The organism is Enterobacter cloacae complex sp. 309I3, assembly GCF_050031595.1.
GTDB lineage: Bacteria > Pseudomonadota > Gammaproteobacteria > Enterobacterales > Enterobacteriaceae > Enterobacter > Enterobacter cloacae.
Map to the genome: position 1 here is coordinate 3,002,711 of NZ_JBLGWI010000001.1, position 17,518 is coordinate 3,020,228.

General features: G+C 58.0%; 15 protein-coding genes. All 15 read right to left on the reverse strand.

The window, feature by feature from the left end; translation table 11 throughout:
- Position 1: 1 nt before the first annotated feature.
- The 15 genes from ACQG22_RS14260 to ACQG22_RS14330 all read right to left on the reverse strand — a co-directional run bounded on the left by ACQG22_RS14260 (position 2) and on the right by ACQG22_RS14330 (position 17,226).
- Entirely contained in the window at positions 2 to 1,585 is a 1,584-nt protein-coding gene (locus ACQG22_RS14260; protein WP_058660505.1) for an MFS transporter, read from the reverse strand.
- Positions 1,586 to 1,845: 260 nt separating this feature from the next.
- On the reverse strand, positions 1,846 to 2,238 hold the full coding sequence (gene flhE / locus ACQG22_RS14265) for a flagellar protein FlhE (RefSeq protein ID WP_029882321.1): 393 nt from the start codon (positions 2,236 to 2,238) through the stop codon (positions 1,846 to 1,848).
- Complete coding sequence (gene flhA, locus ACQG22_RS14270) at positions 2,238 to 4,316, reverse strand: flagellar biosynthesis protein FlhA (protein WP_020687642.1); 2,079 nt, start codon at positions 4,314 to 4,316, stop codon at positions 2,238 to 2,240. Before flhA ends, flhE begins: the two co-directional genes overlap by 1 nt.
- Positions 4,309 to 5,457, reverse strand: coding sequence for a flagellar biosynthesis protein FlhB (gene flhB, locus ACQG22_RS14275; protein WP_013096066.1), 1,149 nt, complete (start codon positions 5,455 to 5,457; stop codon positions 4,309 to 4,311). The genes flhA and flhB overlap by 8 nt, the downstream gene beginning before the upstream one ends.
- A 145-nt stretch (positions 5,458 to 5,602) precedes the next feature.
- A complete protein-coding gene (gene cheZ / locus ACQG22_RS14280) occupies positions 5,603 to 6,247 on the reverse strand; it encodes a protein phosphatase CheZ (protein ID WP_013096065.1) in 645 nt (214 codons plus the stop codon).
- 10 nt (positions 6,248 to 6,257) lie between these two features.
- On the reverse strand, positions 6,258 to 6,647 hold the full coding sequence (cheY, locus tag ACQG22_RS14285) for a chemotaxis response regulator CheY (protein WP_008500431.1): 390 nt from the start codon (positions 6,645 to 6,647) through the stop codon (positions 6,258 to 6,260).
- Positions 6,648 to 6,664: 17 nt separating this feature from the next.
- Positions 6,665 to 7,714, reverse strand: coding sequence for a protein-glutamate methylesterase/protein-glutamine glutaminase (locus ACQG22_RS14290; RefSeq protein ID WP_003859716.1), 1,050 nt, complete (start codon positions 7,712 to 7,714; stop codon positions 6,665 to 6,667).
- Positions 7,711 to 8,577, reverse strand: a complete 867-nt coding sequence (gene cheR, locus ACQG22_RS14295; RefSeq protein WP_008500429.1) for a protein-glutamate O-methyltransferase CheR — start codon at positions 8,575 to 8,577, stop codon at positions 7,711 to 7,713. Before cheR ends, ACQG22_RS14290 begins: the two co-directional genes overlap by 4 nt.
- 19 nt (positions 8,578 to 8,596) lie before the next feature.
- A complete protein-coding gene (gene tap, locus ACQG22_RS14300) occupies positions 8,597 to 10,198 on the reverse strand; it encodes a methyl-accepting chemotaxis protein IV (RefSeq protein ID WP_102751966.1) in 1,602 nt (533 codons plus the stop codon).
- Between the two features lie 44 nt (positions 10,199 to 10,242).
- On the reverse strand, positions 10,243 to 11,910 hold the full coding sequence (gene tar, locus ACQG22_RS14305; RefSeq protein ID WP_013096061.1) for a methyl-accepting chemotaxis protein II: 1,668 nt from the start codon (positions 11,908 to 11,910) through the stop codon (positions 10,243 to 10,245).
- Between the two features lie 85 nt (positions 11,911 to 11,995).
- Entirely contained in the window at positions 11,996 to 12,958 is a 963-nt protein-coding gene (locus ACQG22_RS14310) for a Csu type fimbrial protein (protein WP_102751973.1), read from the reverse strand.
- Positions 12,955 to 15,339, reverse strand: coding sequence for a fimbria/pilus outer membrane usher protein (locus tag ACQG22_RS14315; RefSeq protein WP_095439694.1), 2,385 nt, complete (start codon positions 15,337 to 15,339; stop codon positions 12,955 to 12,957). Before ACQG22_RS14315 ends, ACQG22_RS14310 begins: the two co-directional genes overlap by 4 nt.
- A complete protein-coding gene (locus ACQG22_RS14320; RefSeq protein WP_028027939.1) occupies positions 15,315 to 16,076 on the reverse strand; it encodes a fimbrial biogenesis chaperone in 762 nt (253 codons plus the stop codon). The genes ACQG22_RS14315 and ACQG22_RS14320 overlap by 25 nt, the downstream gene beginning before the upstream one ends.
- Before the next feature lie 16 nt (positions 16,077 to 16,092).
- Entirely contained in the window at positions 16,093 to 16,641 is a 549-nt protein-coding gene (locus ACQG22_RS14325) for a Csu type fimbrial protein (RefSeq protein ID WP_369706655.1), read from the reverse strand.
- 12 nt (positions 16,642 to 16,653) lie between these two features.
- Complete coding sequence (locus tag ACQG22_RS14330) at positions 16,654 to 17,226, reverse strand: spore coat protein U domain-containing protein (protein WP_013096056.1); 573 nt, start codon at positions 17,224 to 17,226, stop codon at positions 16,654 to 16,656.
- Between the last annotated feature and the right edge of the window lie 292 nt (positions 17,227 to 17,518).

Consider the following 17,518-nt stretch of genomic DNA (forward strand, 5'->3'; position numbering starts at 1 on the left):
CTTAACCTCTGTTGTATGTCGAATTCAGTACCGCACGTCCCTTCAGCGAAGGAGCCGCTGGTTTATTGCGATTGAGATAACCAATGTTGTTATTCCCCCACAAGGATTCGAACGGCATACCGGCCAGCATTTCCACGGTGGCGCGGGCGTGCGGGCTGACCGCTTCAGGCATGGCGCGGCCCGATTCGCGCATTTTCGCGGTCTCTTCGCGCAGCGTGCTGTGGGTTTGTAGATTGAGCCTGAAGCGCAGGGAGACCAGGAAGCCACAGAACAGCACCAGAAGGGTTCCCACGCTCAAAATCAGCAGAATGGTGTGGCTGACTTCAGCAGGCTGGGTTTTCTGACCGCTGACAAAGCCGGACATCTGCATCACGATGCCCACCAGCATTACCGCACCGGCCTGAGACGCTTTTCGGGTCAGTGTCATGATACCGGCGAAGATGCCCTCACGACGCTGGCCGGTGATCACCTCGTCCACGTCAGCAATGTAGGTATAGGTGTTCCACGGCACATAGTTGATACCGCCGCGACCAAGACCGGCAACCGCGGAGATAAGCAGCAGCAAAGCGTAAACGTCGCTCAGCCCGGCATAATACAGCACGGCGTAGGAGAGAGAGGCCAGGCCAAACAGCACCACCACCATGCGGTAAGACGGCGCAGGCCCAAAGCGAATGCACAGCGGGATCATCCCAATCACGGCAAGGAACTGGAAGATGGCCATCGTGCCCAGCAGGTTCGATGCCATTGACGCCTCCTGCATTAGCACAAACACCACGTAATAGGTAAAGACGGCGTTGAAGACGTCCTGCGCAATGTAGCCGCCGAGGTACATGCCCAGGTGCTGACGGAAAATCTTGATGCGCAGCGTCGAGCTTAACTCCACAAACAGGCGATTCAGGCTCTGGCCCAGGGTCAGTTTTTTCTTCTCTTCTTCCGCGCGCAGGGCCGCTTCGGACCACTCCTCGCGCGGGCGCTCCCAGGTGAAGAACCAGACAAAGGTCAGCATCAGCGCGCACAGCACCGAGAAGACCAGGCTTGCGTAGAAGAAAGAGATCGCGTTGTCTTTACCAAAATGGGTCAGCAGGATCCCTGGCAGGAACGAAGCCAGGATAGCGGACATCTGCGCCATCGAAATACGCGCACCGGAGAATTTCGTTTTCTGTTTAAAGTCATCGGTCATCTCCGGGACCAGCGTTTCATACGGCACCAGAATCATGGTGTAGACGATATCGAAGACCAGATAGGTCAGCAGGTAGTACCAGAAATTCATCTCCCCAACCCACATCAGGGAGTAGCTGAAGACGCAGGGAATGCCGAGCAGAATAAAGAATTTGCGACGGCCAAAGCGTTTGCCCAGCCAGGTGGTGCCAAAGTTATCGGTTAAAAAGCCCATCAGCGGGCTGACCACCGCGTCCAGCACCCTTGCAGCAGCAAAAATAAAGGTCGCTTCAATCGGTGTGAGTCCACAGAAGGTCGTATAAAAATACAAAAGCCAGGCCGCCGTCAGCGCGGTCGTTCCCGCGCCGAGGAAATCCCCTGCCCCGTATGCAAGATAGTTTGCGAGTCCAATTTTTCGTGTTTTCATTGCCGTCAACCCTAATCAGTTTTAGGAGACCCCCTGTAAGCAAACCTCGTCCGGGAGTTTTTACACGGCTACAGTAGAATTAACGCACTGTGGAAACCTTTCTGTTTCTGCCATCACACCGCAAAGGCTGGCAAAAATGCAAAGAGTGTCATTACGTGCATCACTGATTTATAAAACAGTGTTTCTATTACTTCAAAAGGCGAGGTCATTTTTGCGAGCCCGCTATCATAATCACTGATAACGGGCGTTGAGGCAGGCAACTAGCGGTAGTTAACGATAACGGAATTACTCTGCACCTTGAGCGCCGGGATCAACCGCCCGCCGCCCGGCACTTCCCAGATAAAGCGTAAAGGTTCTACCGCAGGTACGCCGTTAAACGCCTGGGTAGTACCGCTCTCTCCGTCAATTTCCGTGCAACGGCTCTGGGAGCACAAACGCACCTGCAGCCCGGCAGGCGTCGGGCCAATCAGCGAATAGTTCCACACCACCAGGCTCATCTGACCGGACACCGGTTCAGAAGGCGCCAGCGGACGCGACGACATCGCCACGCCACGGTTGCTGAGGGTCACGCCGATGCTGCTGGCCTGCCAGCTCCCTTCGCCCGCGGCCTGCGCCACCAGCGGGAAGAGTAATAGCCCTAACCACTTACGCATTATTTACCTCCAATCGTCGCCGTCATACGAATATGGCGATTATCAGACAGCTCCAGATTCGACAGCACCACCAGCTGGTTCAGGCTACGGCGCAGGAAGCGTGACAGCAGCGGACGCAGCGCATGGTTCACCAGCAGCACCGGCGGTGCCCCCAGCATCTCCTGACGCGCCAGCGCCTCCTGTGTTTGCGCCAGCAGACGGTCCGCCAGACCCGGCTCCAGCCCGCCACCGCCCTGCAGGGCCTGCAGCAGCAGACGTTCCAGCGGCGTATCCAGGCCAATCACCTGCACTTCACCGGTGCCCGGGAACCACTGCTGGGTGATCGCGCGGCCCAGCGCCACGCGCACCACCGCCGTCAGCTCATGCGGATCGCTTTGCAGCGGCGCGTGCTCGGCGAGGGTTTCCAGAATGGTGCGCATATCGCGGATCGGCACTTTTTCATCAAGCAGGTTTTGCAGCACCTTATGCAGCGTGGTCAACGTCAGCACGCCCGGCACCAGATCCTCCGTCAGCTTCGGCATCTCCTGGCTCACGCGGTCGAGTAACTGCTGTGCTTCCTGACGGCCAAACAGCTCTGCTGAGAACTGTCCAATCAGGTGGTTAAGATGGGTAGCGACCACGGTACTGGCCTCCACCACGGTATACCCCTGAATTTGCGCCTGCTCTTTGAGCGCGCTTTCAATCCAGATAGCGGCCAGACCAAACGCGGGATCGATGGTCTGTTCACCCGGCAGCGTACCGGCGGCTGTGCCCGGGTTAATCGCCAGCCAGCGGCCTGGATACGCATCGCCGCTGCCAATCTCAACCCCTTTCATCAGAATACGGTAGCGGGCAGGCGGAAGATCCATGTTGTCGCGGATGTGCACAACCGGCGGCAGGAAGCCCATATCCTGGGCGAACTTTTTCCGGATACTGCGGATGCGGCCAAGCAGTTCGCCATCCTGCTGGAAATCGACCATCGGGATCAGACGGTAACCCACTTCCATCCCCAGCGAATCTTCCAGCTGAACGTCGTTCCAGGTGGCTTCCACGGCCTGCGTGTTCTCCGGCATTTTTACCGGTACAGGTTCTGCCGCGGGTTTCATTTCACGGCCACGCATCCACCAGGCAAGGCCCAGCAGTGCTGCCGTGAACAGCAGGAACACCAGGTTCGGCATGCCAGGTACCAGGCCGAGCAGCCCCAGCACCGCCGCCGCCAGCAGCATGACGCGCGGGTTGCTGAACAGCTGGCCAACCATCTGCTCGCCAACGTCCTGATCGGTACTGACGCGGGTAACAATAACGCCCGCGGCGGTAGAAATGACCAGTGCCGGGATCTGGGCAACCAGACCGTCACCAATGGTCAGCAGCGTATAGCTTTCAGCCGCCTGGCCCATGCCCATGCCATGCTGCAGCACCCCAACAAGCAGGCCACCCACCACGTTAATCACCATGATGAGAATGCCCGCGATGGCGTCACCGCGCACAAACTTACTTGCACCGTCCATTGAGCCGTAGAAGTCCGCTTCCTGGGTCACTTCCGCACGGCGTTTTTTCGCTTCATCTTCCGCGATAAGCCCGGCGTTAAGGTCGGCGTCGATCGCCATCTGCTTACCCGGCATCCCGTCCAGCACAAAGCGCGCACCCACTTCCGCAATACGCCCTGCACCTTTGGTGATAACCATAAAGTTGATGATAACGAGGATGACAAACACCACGATGCCGATGGCAAAGTTACCGCCCACGAGGAAGTGGCCAAAGGCCTCAACCACTTTACCCGCTGCTGCCGCGCCGGTGTGGCCTTCCATCAGGATGATACGCGTGGACGCCACGTTCAGCGCCAGTCGTAACAGGGTGGTAAACAGCAGGATGGTCGGGAACGCCGCAAACTCAAGGGTACGCTGGGTGAACATCGCCACCAGCAACACCATGATGGACAACGCAATGTTGAAAGTGAAAAGCAGGTCGAGGATGAATGCCGGCAGCGGCAATACCATCATCGACAGGATTAGCAGGATGAGGATCGGCCCGGCAAGGATCTGCCATTGGGTCGATTTCAGGTTGCCGGGCAGGCGCAACATTGCCACCAGATTAGCCATCAGTGTCCTTCTCGTTCATAAAATCCAGCGCAGCAGGCACCGGAAGGTTCTCAGGTTTGACAGGTCGTTGACCGCCAGCCAGACGCCAGCGTTTCAACTGCCATACCCAGGCCAGCACTTCCGCCACGGCGGCGTAGAGTTGTCCTGGGATCTGTTGTCCAATTTCCGCGTGGCGGTACAACGCACGCGCCAGCGGCGGCGCTTCCAGTATTGGCACCCGGTTTTCCGTGCCAATCTCGCGGATGCGCAGGGCGATTAAGCCCGCCCCCTTCGCCACCACTTTCGGCGCGCTCATTTTGTTTTCGTCGTACTGCAGCGCTACGGAATAGTGGGTTGGGTTGGTGACAATAACGTCGGCTTTCGGTACATCTTCCATCATCCGTCGACGGGCGGCGGCGCGCTGCATCTGGCGGATACGCCCTTTAACGTGCGGGTCACCTTCCATCTGCTTATATTCGTCACGGATATCCTGACGGGACATGCGCAGTTTTTTGAAGTGGCTGTACAGCTGGAAGATGACGTCGAACCCCACCATCGGAATAATGCTGAGGACCACCAGCAGCGCGCAGAGTCCGACCAGATTCAATGCATTGCTCATCGCGGTCAGAGGCGACTCGCTGATAAGCCGCATCATTTCCGGCCAGTTGTGCCACAGGTAAAACCCCGCGGCACTGCCCATCAGCGCCGCTTTGAGGATGGCTTTAAGCAGTTCTGCCCCGGTCTGCGCGGAGAACATTTTCGCGATGCCGGACAGCGGGTTCAGTTTGGAAAATTTTGGTTGCAGCGATTTGGTGCTAAAGACCAGACCGCCAAGCATCACCGGCGAGATCAGCGCGACCAGCACCACCCCGGTAATCAGGGGCAGCAGTGCGACCATGGCCCCTTTAATAAGCTGAATAATCTGGCTGAGGATAAGGTTTGGGTCGTTGACCATACTGTGGTCGAAACGCAATCCGGCAGAGAGCATCCCCGCCAGTTTTCGGGCGAGCGACTCCCCACCCCACCAGATGATGCACACACCCACAATAAGGATCAGCAGGGATGTCAGCTCTCGGGATCGGGGGATCTGCCCTTCCTCACGCGCTTTTTCAAGTCGGTGGGGTGTGGGGGCTTCTGTTTTGTCGTCGTTCTCTTCTGCCACAGTGCATGCTCAGCCCATTACGTCACGGGTATCATGCCAGCGCAGAGGAAATCCAATGGCGGGAAAAGCCCGTTTATTCGGGCTCTTTTCGGTGATTCTGCGTTAACCGCCTCAGGCGCATGCACACCTGAGGCGGAAAGGCGTATCAGAAGCCGAGGCTGTCCAGCAGGTCGTCTACCTGATCCTGGCTTGCCACAACGCCCGCTTTGGTGGCGTCGAGCTGTGGGCCATTGAGCAGGCTTTCGTTCTCGCGTTTCGGACGTGCAGCCGGTTCCGGGATGTTTTCCAGCAGCACCATCAGCAGCTGACGTTCAATCTCCTGAATCACATCCATCATGCGCTTGATAACCTGACCGGTCAGGTCCTGGAAATCCTGCGCCATCATGATGTCCAGCAGCTGAGCGTTGGTGAAGCTGGTGTGGCCCGGTACATCGCCCAGGAACTGACGGGTATCCGTCACCAGCTCGCGGGCATCCGCCAGCTCGATAGGATTCTCAAACCACTCATCCCAGCGTTTGGTCAGCGCTTTTGCGCCCTTTTCCATCGCATCCTGGTGCGGTTGTGACGCTTCAACGCTGTTCAGCGCACGTTCAGCCGCTTGCGCGGTCATCTGCACAACGTAGTCCAGACGGTCACGCGCATCAGGAATCGCTTCCGCCGCTTCTGCAATTGCCTGGTCCAGCCCCAGTTCACGCAGGCTGTCACGCAGCATGCGTGTCAGGCTGCCGATGCGGGCAATGATATCGCTGGGCGAATGTTCTTCAACGGGTTTCATAGCAGGTTGCATCATAACCAACACCTCACATGCCGAGTTTCTCGAAGATCTTACCGAGCTTCTCTTCCAGGGTCGCCGCGGTGAATGGCTTCACCACATAGCCGCTTGCGCCCGCCTGTGCAGCGGCAATGATGTTCTCTTTTTTCGCTTCTGCGGTCACCATCAGCACCGGCATAGAGGCCATGCCTGCATCCGCGCGGATGGTTTTCAGCAGTTCCAGACCATCCATGTTCGGCATGTTCCAGTCAGAGATAACAAAACCAAACCCGCCCGCCTGCAGTTTGTTCAGCGCATCCACGCCGTCTTCTGCTTCTTCAACGTTGTTGAAGCCCAGCTCTTTCAGCAGGTTGCGCACAATGCGACGCATGGTGGAAAAGTCATCCACAACCAAAAACTTAAGCTCTTTATCCGCCATAAAATAATACTCCTGAGTCAAATACGTATTGCCTGTCCGGCACTGATTTTCGCCAGCATCTGCTGGCTTACCTGGCTAAGATCGACCACTTCGCTCACGCCACCCATATTGATGGCCTCGCGCGGCATGCCGAACACCACACAACTTGCTTCATTCTGCGCAATCGTCCAGGCGCCAGCCTGGTGCATTGCAAGCATTCCGGCGGCACCATCGTTGCCCATCCCCGTCAGGATCACCCCAACGGCGTTGCGCCCCGCATGTTTCGCCACCGAATGAAACAGCACATCCACCGACGGACGGTGCCGGTTTACCGGCGGCCCGTCATGAATTTTGATTTGATAGTTAGCGCCGCTGCGCGCCAGCTCCATATGCTTATCGCCCGGCGCGATGTAAGCATGACCCGGGAGCACACGTTCGCCATCTTCCGCCTCTTTCACGCTGATCTGGCACAGCTTGTTCAGACGCTCCGCGAACGAGCGGGTAAAGCCTGGCGGCATATGTTGAGTAATCAGAATACCCGGACTGGAAAGCGGCAATGGCTGGAGTACATGGCGAATTGCCTCTGTTCCTCCGGTTGAAGCGCCAATCACCAGCAGTTTTTCCGAGCTGAGTAACGGACCCGCCTTCAGGGTTGCCGGGGCAGCCGTTGGCTTATGGGCCGCGAGCTTCGCGCGCGAGGCGGTGCGGATCTTCTCAGCGATCATTTCGCTGTAGGCCAGCATGCCTTCACGAATGCCAAGCTGGGGTTTGGTGACGAAATCCACCGCCCCCAGCTCCAGCGCGCGCAGCGTAATTTCCGAGCCTTTGCCGGTCAGCGATGAGACCATCACCACCGGCATTGGACGCAGACGCATCAACTTTTCCAGGAAATCAATGCCATCCATGCGCGGCATCTCGACATCCAGCGTCAGCACGTCGGGGTTATATTTTTTAATTAAATCCCGCGCTACCAGCGGATCCGGCGCGGTAGCGACCATCTCCATGTCGCTGTGGCTATTGATAATTTCAGTCATGATCTGGCGCATCAGCGCCGAATCATCGACAGACAATACCCTGATTTTACTCATGCTTTTTCCTTACTCAGCGCATATACCGTTTGCCCACGCAGGCTAAACTCACGCACGAGGTTGCTGAAGTTTTCCGAGTGCCCGGCAAACAGTAAACCGTCAGGCTTGAGCAACGGAACAAACCGACGCAGAATGTCCTGTTGCGTCGTTTTATCAAAATAGATCATGACGTTACGGCAAAAAATGGCGTCGAAAGGCCCCGGCACGTTGTACTGCTTATCCAGCAGGTTAACCGGTGCAAACTCCACGCAGTTCGCCAGCTCCTGGCGCACGCGCACCAGCCCTTCATGCGGGCCGGTACCGCGCATGAAGTAACGCTGAAGCTGCTGAGGCGACAACGTCTTCAGCTCGTCCTGGCGATAGACGCCGTTACGCGCCTTCTCCAGCACTTCGGTGTCGATATCGCTGGCGTACACTTTCCAGCGACCCGGCGCCATTCCCAGGGTATCGGCAAGGGTGATCGCCAGCGAGTAAGGCTCTTCCCCGGTCGAGGCCGCCGCACTCCAGACGCGATACTCCCCGGTGCGACGGCGGGCGTGCTCTGCCAGTACCGGGAAGTGGTGAGCTTCGCGGAAAAAGGCCGTCAGGTTAGTGGTTAAAGAGTTAATAAAAGCCTGCCACTCGGCGCTGTTCTGGTTCGCTTCGAGCATGCTCAGGTAGCGACCAAAGTCATCCAGCCCCAGCGTACGCAGGCGCCGCACCAGACGGTTGTAGACCATGTCTCGCTTATGGTCAGCAAGCACGATCCCCGCACGCTGGTAAATTAACTGACATATCCGACGAAAATGCGCGTCGGACAGCGCGAGGCGCTGTGTCATCTGCAACAATAATGACGTTTGCCCTGGAGGCATTGGTGATGTCATAGCGCCTTCTTAATTACATTCAGGATACAACTGGCACGGCCTGCGACCGCCCGACTTCTGTTACTGCTTCAACGTGCTCTTTGACATTAAATACCGCGACCAGCCCGGTGAGATGATCCGCCTGACTGGCCAGCTGATCGGTTGCCGCTGCCGCTTCCTCCACTAACGAGGCATTCTGCTGCGTGACCTGATCCATCTGGCTTACCGCCTGGGCCACCTGCTCAATCCCGCGACGCTGCTCATCAGACGCCGAGGCAATTTCGCCCATGATGTCGTTCACCCGCGTAACGGAGGTGACAATCTCGTGCATGGTTTTCGCCGCCGTATCCACCAGCGCGGAGCCTTGCTGGACGCGGGAGACAGACTCTTCAATCAGCCCTTTGATCTCTTTCGCCGCGTTGGCGCTGCGGCTCGCCAGGTTACGGACTTCACCCGCCACCACCGCAAACCCGCGCCCCTGCTCACCCGCACGCGCCGCTTCCACAGCCGCGTTCAGCGCCAGAATGTTGGTCTGGAACGCAATGCCATCAATCACGCTGATGATGTCGCCAATTTTCTGCGAACTGGCGGCAATATCCTGCATGGTGCTGGCCACATGAGACGCCTGGTCGCCCCCCTTCTTCGCCGTCATCGCCGCCTGTTTTGACAGGTCTGACGCCTGGCGCGCGTTGTCGGCGTTCTGGCTTACCGTCGCAGTCAGCTGTTCCATGCTGGCCGCCGTTTGCGCCAGCGAGGCCGCCTGTTGCTCGGTGCGGGAAGAGAGATCGTTATTGCCTGCCGCAATCTCTGAGATCCCGGTGTGCATGGCATAGCTGCCCTGGCGCACATCGGAGACCGTTTCCCGTAGCGATCCTTGCATCGCCTTCAGGCTGGCAAAGATCGCCGAAATTTCGTTTTTGCCATACACCGCCACCGGACGCGCCAGATCCCCCTTCGCAATGCTGTCGAAGTGGCTGCTGATAATCGCCAGCGGCTGAACAATCATCTTGCGCGACCAGAGCAGCGCGGCACCGGTCAGCAGTGCCGCCAGAATCACCACCACGGTAAAAATCACGCCGGACATGTGGTAGCTCATGCGGCTGCTCTCCCCTGCGCGCTGCACAAACTGGTTAATGTCCTGCTGCCAGGCGTTAAAGCTGTCATCAAACGCCGCCTGCGACGCCTGTACCGGCGCGGTCATAAAGTCCGAGAGCTGGTTGTTCTCAAGCCAGGTCGCCTGGTGATCCAGATCGCTGTGCCACTGCTCAAAGTTCTTCTTCATGGCAGCTTTCAGCGCTTTCCCTTTTTCGCTGACGTCCTCCTGCGCGGTGAACGTTTTGAACTGCGCGTCGGCCTGCTTAAGGCTGTTGCGCGCCGTCGCCATCAGCGCCTTGATATCATCCGGCGGATAACTCAGCGCGGTTAAGGTTCCCGCCTTGTTCAGCGCAGTGCTTGCCTGCAACAGCACGGCACGCGTTTGTGCCAGTGCGGAGCGCTGCTGATTACTCGCCTCAACTTCCTGCAAATTCTGATAGCCATCGCGAAACGCCCAAAAAGACAACCCGTTACTGCCAACCTGCAACACACCGCAAAGGATCAGAATCAAAAACAGTGTGGTCGAGATACGAATACGATTTAACATCCACGCTCCCATCAAGCGGCAAGCAGCCGCGGTTTAAATGTCAGTCAAAATGTTTCCCAGTTTTCATCATGTCCGGTCGTCGCGGCGCGGGTACGCGTGGCCGCCGGCTCAGCGGCTGGCGCACGATACGTTGCTTGCGGGGTGACCGTATTTCCAGCGAGTGAAGCGAGACGAAACGCCGAGACGGCCATCTTCAGACGGCTCGCCTGGTCTTCCAGCGCAGCGGCCGCCGCGGCGGACTCCTGCACCAGAGCGGCGTTTTGTTGTGTCACGCGATCCATTTCCGATACCGCCAGGGCAACCTGGTCGATACCACGACTCTGCTCATCAGAGGCAGAGGCGATTTCACCCATGATGTCCGTTACGCGGGTAACGGCATTCACGATGTCATTCATGGTCTCCCCTGCGCTTTCCACCAGCACGGAGCCGGTATCGACGCGGGAAACCGAGTCTTCAATCAGGGCTTTAATCTCTTTCGCCGCGTTAGCGCTGCGGCTGGCGAGATTACGCACTTCACCGGCCACCACCGCAAACCCGCGCCCCTGTTCACCCGCACGCGCGGCCTCAACGGCGGCGTTCAGCGCCAGGATATTGGTCTGGAAGGCAATGCCGTCGATCACGCTGATGATGTCAGCGATTTTCTTCGAGCTGTCGGCAATTTCATGCATGGTTTTCACCACCCCATCCACCACCCGACCGCCACGCTGCGCCGTTTCGGACGCGCTTTCTGCCAGCTGAGAAGCCTGACGCGCGTTATCCGCGTTCTGCTTCACGGTGGCGGTGAGCTGTTCCATGCTGGCCGCGGTCTCTTCCAGCGCGGAAGCCTGTTGTTCGGTACGGGAAGAGAGATCGTTATTGCCCATCGCAATTTCGCTGGTGCCGGTATAGATGGCATCCGTGCCGCTACGCACGTTGGCAACGGTATCGATAAGCGAACGCTGCATATGGTCTACGCTGTTGGCCAGTTCGGTGATTTCGTTACGCCCGGAGACGGTCAGCGTTTTGGTCAAATCGCCGCTCGCAATCTCGCGGATATGGGCAATGACGCGACCCAGTGGGTTCAGCAGGCTATGGCGAATGCCGTACCATACCGCGATCAGCACAATGGCCAGCGCCAGCGCCATTACCGCCATCTGCCATTTGGCAAAGCGGTAATCATTCTGGCTTTCCGTAAAGGCCGAGTGGTAGAGATCTGCGCTGGCTTTGGCGTATTCACTCAGCGCCGCGCCGAGCGCGTTTTGCATTCCTTGTGTCGGCTGGGCGAAATAGGCGTCCATGTTGCCGCTCTCCAGGAACTGGATAAGCTCCGTCAGACCGGCATAGTAGGCGTTATATTTTTCATCGATATTCTGGCTCACCTGCTCCATGGCAGGCTGCGGGGCGATCTTCTTAAAGGCGTCGTAATGCTTTGCGGCATCCGCAAGGGTTGCGCGGGCATTTTTCAGCAGATCGGTTTTCGCGCTGCTCTGCTGGTTATTGGGATCCATCATCATGCGGGCGGAGGAGCGGCTCAGGTTGATACGCGTTTGCAGCATCAAATCCCACGTTGACGTGAGTTCACTCTGCTGCAGGCGCAGATCGTTTGAGGCGGCGAAACTGTCCTGATTCTGTTTTAACGACGAGAAAAAAAGCCCACCGGAGATAAGCTGAAGTAGTGCGAAAATGACCAGCACCATCATGAGCATTGTGACAACGCGGATACGGTTCAACATACAACACCTTCTCATAGATTTATTAACGGTGTTATCGGCACAGGCCACAGGAACTTTACATTTGCGAAAGGGAAAAGCGCGGGGGTTAGAACGCCACGTCAACAATCAGCGTGTCGGTATAGGTTCCGGCGGGGGGCGTGGCCTGCCCGGTCAGGACTTTGGCGGTGTAATTGTAGGTACGCAGTAATCCGTCGGTACTGAGCTGGGACGAGGTCGCACTGGTCCAGCGTTCGGTGCCGCTGCTGCCCCAGCGGTTGGTGGTGGCTTCTTTATAGATGTCGTAACTCATGTAGTTACTGCCGCTCACCATGCGACGAACGTTGTTCAGCGCATTGGCACCATTGTTAATCCCTATGGTATAGGTACTGCCTTTGGTGCAGGTGACGGCGATGGCCTGCGAGACGGTGGGAAAACTTTGTACCAGCGGCGCGCTGTTGAAATTCACGTCCGGGGTGGTCATGGTGCTGCAGTCGTTAGTGACGGTCATGTTGAGAAGGATCGTGGTGGTGGCCGTGCCGGTTTGCGGCGTCAGGCAAAGTCCGGCAGCGCCAACGGCACAGACGTTGTAATTGATGCTGAATGTCAGCAGCACCTGATACGGGCCGGCCGAGACGTTCTGCCCCGGCACCGTACGGAAATAGAGCGGAATGTTGTAGCGCTTCGACCCCAGCAGCCCGAGCAGCGTGTTCCCGCTCCAGGTATAGGCATTACCGATCTGCACTTCGCTGCTACCGCCACAGCCGGAGGCAGCGCACAGGCGCGTGGGTATGACATCGGTAATAGCCGCATTGTCCGTGCGCTTCAGGGTGGCGCGACTGTTGGCGAATATCGATGCCGAGGTGTAAGTCAGCGCCACCGAGTCGTTGGTAAGCAGGTTGAGGACCGTATCGCAGGCCACCACCAGCGTGCCGGTGGTTTCCACTTCCCCGGTTCCGCTCAGCGCGAACGAGGTCACGCTGCCAAACGACGCATTCACCGTACTGACGGTGCAGGCCGCGCCGCTGGCACCGGAGAAGAGCAGCAGAATCACCAGCAGATAACGCGTCACCGTGCCTCCCGACATACCAGCGGCCCGTAGGTTTGCAGCCTGTGTTCCGGGTTCGCGCCAACGGTCAGCGTCACCAGGCACCGTTTGCCCGTCGGGGTGATCACCTCCAGCGAATTGACGTCGCTAAGATTTTCCAGCCAGGCGATCCCGTCATAACCCACCACCGCGTTGCTGCGTGAGGCACGTCTGACCTGGCTGCCCACCGGAATGGCCTGTCCCTCGGCATCATGCAGAATGACACTTGCCACCCGCTCCTGCTCCATCGGGAAGTCCACCAGATAACCGCTGTGGCGGCGGATCGCAATCCGGCGTTCGGTCTCTTTCAGACGCGTATCGGCAGGCAGATTGAGGGTGTCAATGCGGTAACTGGCCGGGTAATAGGCCGACACGCCGCTCACCAGCAGATAGCCGTTGCGATTCGTTTTGCCGACCGGCTGATTCTCGTAGCTGACGGGCACATCCGGTTGACCATCGGTGCTGATCACCACAAAGGCGTCGTTGATTTTATTCGCCGCAAACAGCTCGCCGTCCATCAGCACAATGGAGCCCAGCGCCTCGCTCCACCAGGTCATCATGTCCTTTTCACCGTAGGCCCCGCCCTGCACTTCGATATTATTGTTACGCCAGCCCAAGGTTCCCTGCTGATAATTGTTCGCCCGCGACTGATGCGCCCATGCCATGTTCCAGCTTAACCCGCCATCGGAAGGCATGGAGTGGTTGTAGTTGATGCGCTGCGTGCTGCCTGCCTCCGGCGTGTTTTCGAAGGTGACTGCGGCGCTGTCCCGTTCCCCAAGCGGGACCTGTAGCGAGAGTGCAACCGTCCAGTCGCCCCGCTGCTGATCACGGCTTGCGGCGAGGTAAAGACTGCTCGCGCCCCACAGGTTGCGGCTCCATGAGAGGTTAAGCAGTTCTGTTTTCTGGCTGTCAAAACTCTCCACACCGATCCAGGCAGCCCCGATATTGCCGTACTGCCCAAGGTTAAAGGTCAGGGAATATTGATCGGTATTGCGGCTGAAGCTGGCGACAGGCCGGTCGTTTTCGTCATAGATCGTCGGCTGGTCATAGAGGGCCAGGTTGCCAAAACCGCGATCGCGTCGCGTATGTTGAGTGGCAAGGCTAAAATCGCTGGTGCTGTACTGATAGCCCCAGGCGATCTGCCCGCCCTCATCGCCGCGCATCCGGCTTTGGGTATACGCGGTATTCACAACGCCAAAGTGACCGAGTTTAACCACCGTCCCGGCCCCGCCCAGCGCCAGCGACTCCGCCCCTTCCGCGTGAGCTTCAAGGGTCAGCCAGTCCGTTACCCCGTAGCGATACGAACCGCTACCCGCCGCCGGACCATAGTCAAAATTGTCGATCCCGTAGTTACGCCGCAAGCTTCCCAGCGTCACCGCCCCATCGCTCAAGCCGCGTTTAAGCAGTTCGCTGGTGACATAGAACGGCAGCGTGGTGCTCACCTGCCGTCCCAGCGCATCGGTGGTGATCAGCACCGCGTCCCCGGCCCCGTTAATATAGGGCAGATTCGTCAGGGTAAAGGGGCCCGGCTGAAGCTGCGTAGAGCCAGATCGATAGCCATTAATAAAGAGATCGACCGAGGTGGGAACCGCTGCTTCCCCGGAGAATTCCGGTAGCGGCCAGGTCACCAGATCCGGGCGCAGGGAGAAGTCACGCCCGTAGCTTATCCCGCCCATACGCACGCTGGAGCTCCAGCTCAGGGCATCGCTGATCACATCCCCGGCCGTCCATGTGGTGGCGTCCTCTTCGTTGGTGACCAGCAGGGTGGTGTCATAGCGCACATATCCGGCCTGCTGGCCGTCATCGCCAGCGAAATTTTTCCGCACATAACCGGTAGAAGAGAGCGAGCCGCGTTCATTGAAGTAGCGGAACTCATGCCACAGAGAAGCCTGGCCGCCCACGTGTTCCGTGTGGTTAGTATAAAGATCGTAATTCAGCAGCGCCCCGCGCCCAAAGTGAGGTTTGCTTTGCGCGGTTTGCCCGCCAAAGGAGGTCACCCGGGAGGCCACCCATTCGCGGGGCACGGTGAGCAGCAGACGCTGTCCGGCGCTGTCGTACTCCACGCGAACCTGAGCAAGCGATGAGAGATCCACCTCGCCGGTCGGCACATGCTCCGGCGGCAGCCCGGCACGCAGCAAATCGGCGCTCGAGACAAAGTAAGCGCCTTTACGCTGCGTCACGGGCACCACCAGACCGGTATCGTAGTGGTTCACTATGAGGCCAAGCTGAAAAACCGCCTCATCGTTCACCGCCCGGGCCTCGGGAGGCGGCGGTAAACTGTCATCGCCGGGTTCTGCCCAGGCGCTGGTCGTGACGCAAAGCAGGATCATCATCGCCGGTTTCAGTTGACGGGCGTCGACTGCCATTGTTCATCCCTGGCGTTAATCTGCGCGCGCATCTGGTCTGGCTGCCGAATTCCGGCCGGGATGGCCCAGCTGCGGGTACTGCCCGCCAGCACGTAGCCCAGCAATCCCTCAGCAACAGGACGTTTCTGCCCGCCCTGCACCAGCGAAACCTGACTGAGCCTGACGTGTACATCGCCCCGGTTGTTAACCTCCAGGTGAGGCTGTCCGCCCTCATTTTTTACCCGCCAGCTGAGGTTGTGCGTATCCACAAACGCATGGTGCGCCCCCTCTTTGCTTGTCGGGATCCCCTGCCCATAGACAAAAAGGGGAATGGAATAACGCATCTGCAGTTTGAGACCAATAGCCGGTTCGGCTTTGTTGTCCGGCTGAGGAATTTCATCGACAATAATGCGGTAGGCCTGCTCGACCCCCACCGGAACCGTCCCCTGTTTGATAAGACGAATAAGCTGCTTGCTACCCGCTGCGATGGTGACAATTGGCGGGCTGGCCACCACATCCTGCTGGGCACTGTAACGTTCGAACCCGCCCTCCTGCTTCCAGCGCACAATGCGTACCTGCATGGTGGTTGGGCTGTTTCCTTGATTCTGGATCCACAGCTCCGTGGCTTTGGCATCAGCCGCCAGCCACGGATCGATAGGCCATAACAGAATGGTGGCGGCGGCCTGCACCTGGCCTGCCGCCACGGCCATCACCCCCAGCAAACTTCCCAGACATATGTGCCTGAAATATGCCGTCATCGACTCTCTCCCTTTATCACCATGACAAGGTCACGGTAAGTTGATCAGAATAGGTTCCTGCCGGGCTGAACCCGGTCAATAGCGCCACGCCAAACAGCGGCAGCGCGATGTTATTGCTGTTGGTATAGGTCACCGGAATCGCCTGGTTGACCCCTATTTCGCTGTTCGCCGCAAGTGAACTGCTGCTGTAAAGCCGGTATCCCACCACGTCGTTCCCGCCGTTACGCGTCATTCGCCGCACGGAGGCGTAATTCTGCCCGCCGTTAATACTCATACTCAGCGCCACGCCTGGCGTACAGGCGATCGAGAGTGCCCCGTTTGGTACGAAGCTGGTGCTCACCGGAGCACTCTCCACGCCGGTATGGGTACCGAAGTTCAGCGTGCCTAACAGCCCCCCACTGCCGGTGCTCACCGCGCATCCCGGCACAATGGTCGCGCTGACCTTAAAGGACTGCGACGTGACGGCCATAGCGGCCGGCACCAGCGCCAGCCCGAGGATCAGCGTAAAAAAAAAATGCACGATCCCCTCTGCGCAGTGGCGCAGACCTGAAAAAGCGGTCTTCATGGGCTAAGTGGGCTAATAGGTTACGCTGACATTTATGGTGTCGGTGTAGGTCCCCGGTACCACCGTAACGCTGTTTCCGCCGCCGGTAATACGCCCGTAGAGGGTGTAACTGTCCACCCCACCGGCCGTGGACGCGATCGGCAATGCCGCGTTATTCGCCACAACGTTATTAAATCCGCTGTCGCTATACAGGCTGTATGCCACACCCTGCGCCGTGTTGGTGGTGTTGATCAGATAGCGGGCGGGTGTCCCCGTCGTGCCAACGACGGTGCCCGGCGCAGTGGAGTTGGTATTCCCGGTTATCGCCACCGTGTAGCTGGCGGTTGTACATTGAATCGTGAAGGTGTTTCCGCCGCTGGCACCGGTCAACTGCGTCGTCAGGGTGGAAAAGGTTGCAGGATGGGTCCCGAAATCCAGTGTCCCGAAGTTAATGCCGTTTTGGGTGGGCGATCCATTAATCAGACACCCGTTTGTCAATGTCAGCGTCGCGCCGATAGTGCCACTACTGGTGACCGCCAGCGCCTGATGGGCGGTTGTCGCGGTTAACAGAATGCCAGCGCAGGTCAAAAGGCGTTTTCTTTTCATTTACCACCCTCCAGAAGACGTCTCCGTTCACGTACAACAATTTAGTTTTAACGTTCAAGATGTTAGCCCCGCTTAATGTTCCTCCGAGGGGGTTATTGAGAATTTAGTTTATGGTTATCGCTTCGACCACTGGCGGCCATGTCAGTCACCCCCTTGTCCGATTGACAGAGAAATGATTTTAGAAACATTGGGTTATTGATTTATAAACGGAATTTACCGAATGTTGCCTGAGGATATATCCCATTAAAGTGTGATAAGCATCACAATATATCTTCGCAGCATTAGCAACAAA

Coding starts and splice junctions, on each gene's coding strand:
- ACQG22_RS14290 (WP_003859716.1), bottom strand. CDS start 7,714: ATGAGTAAAATCAGGGTATTGTCTGTCGATGATTCGGCGCTGATGCGC.
- cheZ (WP_013096065.1), bottom strand. CDS start 6,247: ATGATGCAACCTGCTATGAAACCCGTTGAAGAACATTCGCCCAGCGAT.
- tap (WP_102751966.1), bottom strand. CDS start 10,198: ATGTTAAATCGTATTCGTATCTCGACCACACTGTTTTTGATTCTGATC.
- ACQG22_RS14315 (WP_095439694.1), bottom strand. CDS start 15,339: ATGGCAGTCGACGCCCGTCAACTGAAACCGGCGATGATGATCCTGCTT.
- ACQG22_RS14260 (WP_058660505.1), bottom strand. CDS start 1,585: ATGAAAACACGAAAAATTGGACTCGCAAACTATCTTGCATACGGGGCA.
- ACQG22_RS14325 (WP_369706655.1), bottom strand. CDS start 16,641: ATGAAGACCGCTTTTTCAGGTCTGCGCCACTGCGCAGAGGGGATCGTG.
- cheR (WP_008500429.1), bottom strand. CDS start 8,577: ATGACATCACCAATGCCTCCAGGGCAAACGTCATTATTGTTGCAGATG.
- flhA (WP_020687642.1), bottom strand. CDS start 4,316: ATGGCTAATCTGGTGGCAATGTTGCGCCTGCCCGGCAACCTGAAATCG.
- flhE (WP_029882321.1), bottom strand. CDS start 2,238: ATGCGTAAGTGGTTAGGGCTATTACTCTTCCCGCTGGTGGCGCAGGCC.
- tar (WP_013096061.1), bottom strand. CDS start 11,910: ATGTTGAACCGTATCCGCGTTGTCACAATGCTCATGATGGTGCTGGTC.
- cheY (WP_008500431.1), bottom strand. CDS start 6,647: ATGGCGGATAAAGAGCTTAAGTTTTTGGTTGTGGATGACTTTTCCACC.
- ACQG22_RS14330 (WP_013096056.1), bottom strand. CDS start 17,226: ATGAAAAGAAAACGCCTTTTGACCTGCGCTGGCATTCTGTTAACCGCG.
- ACQG22_RS14320 (WP_028027939.1), bottom strand. CDS start 16,076: ATGACGGCATATTTCAGGCACATATGTCTGGGAAGTTTGCTGGGGGTG.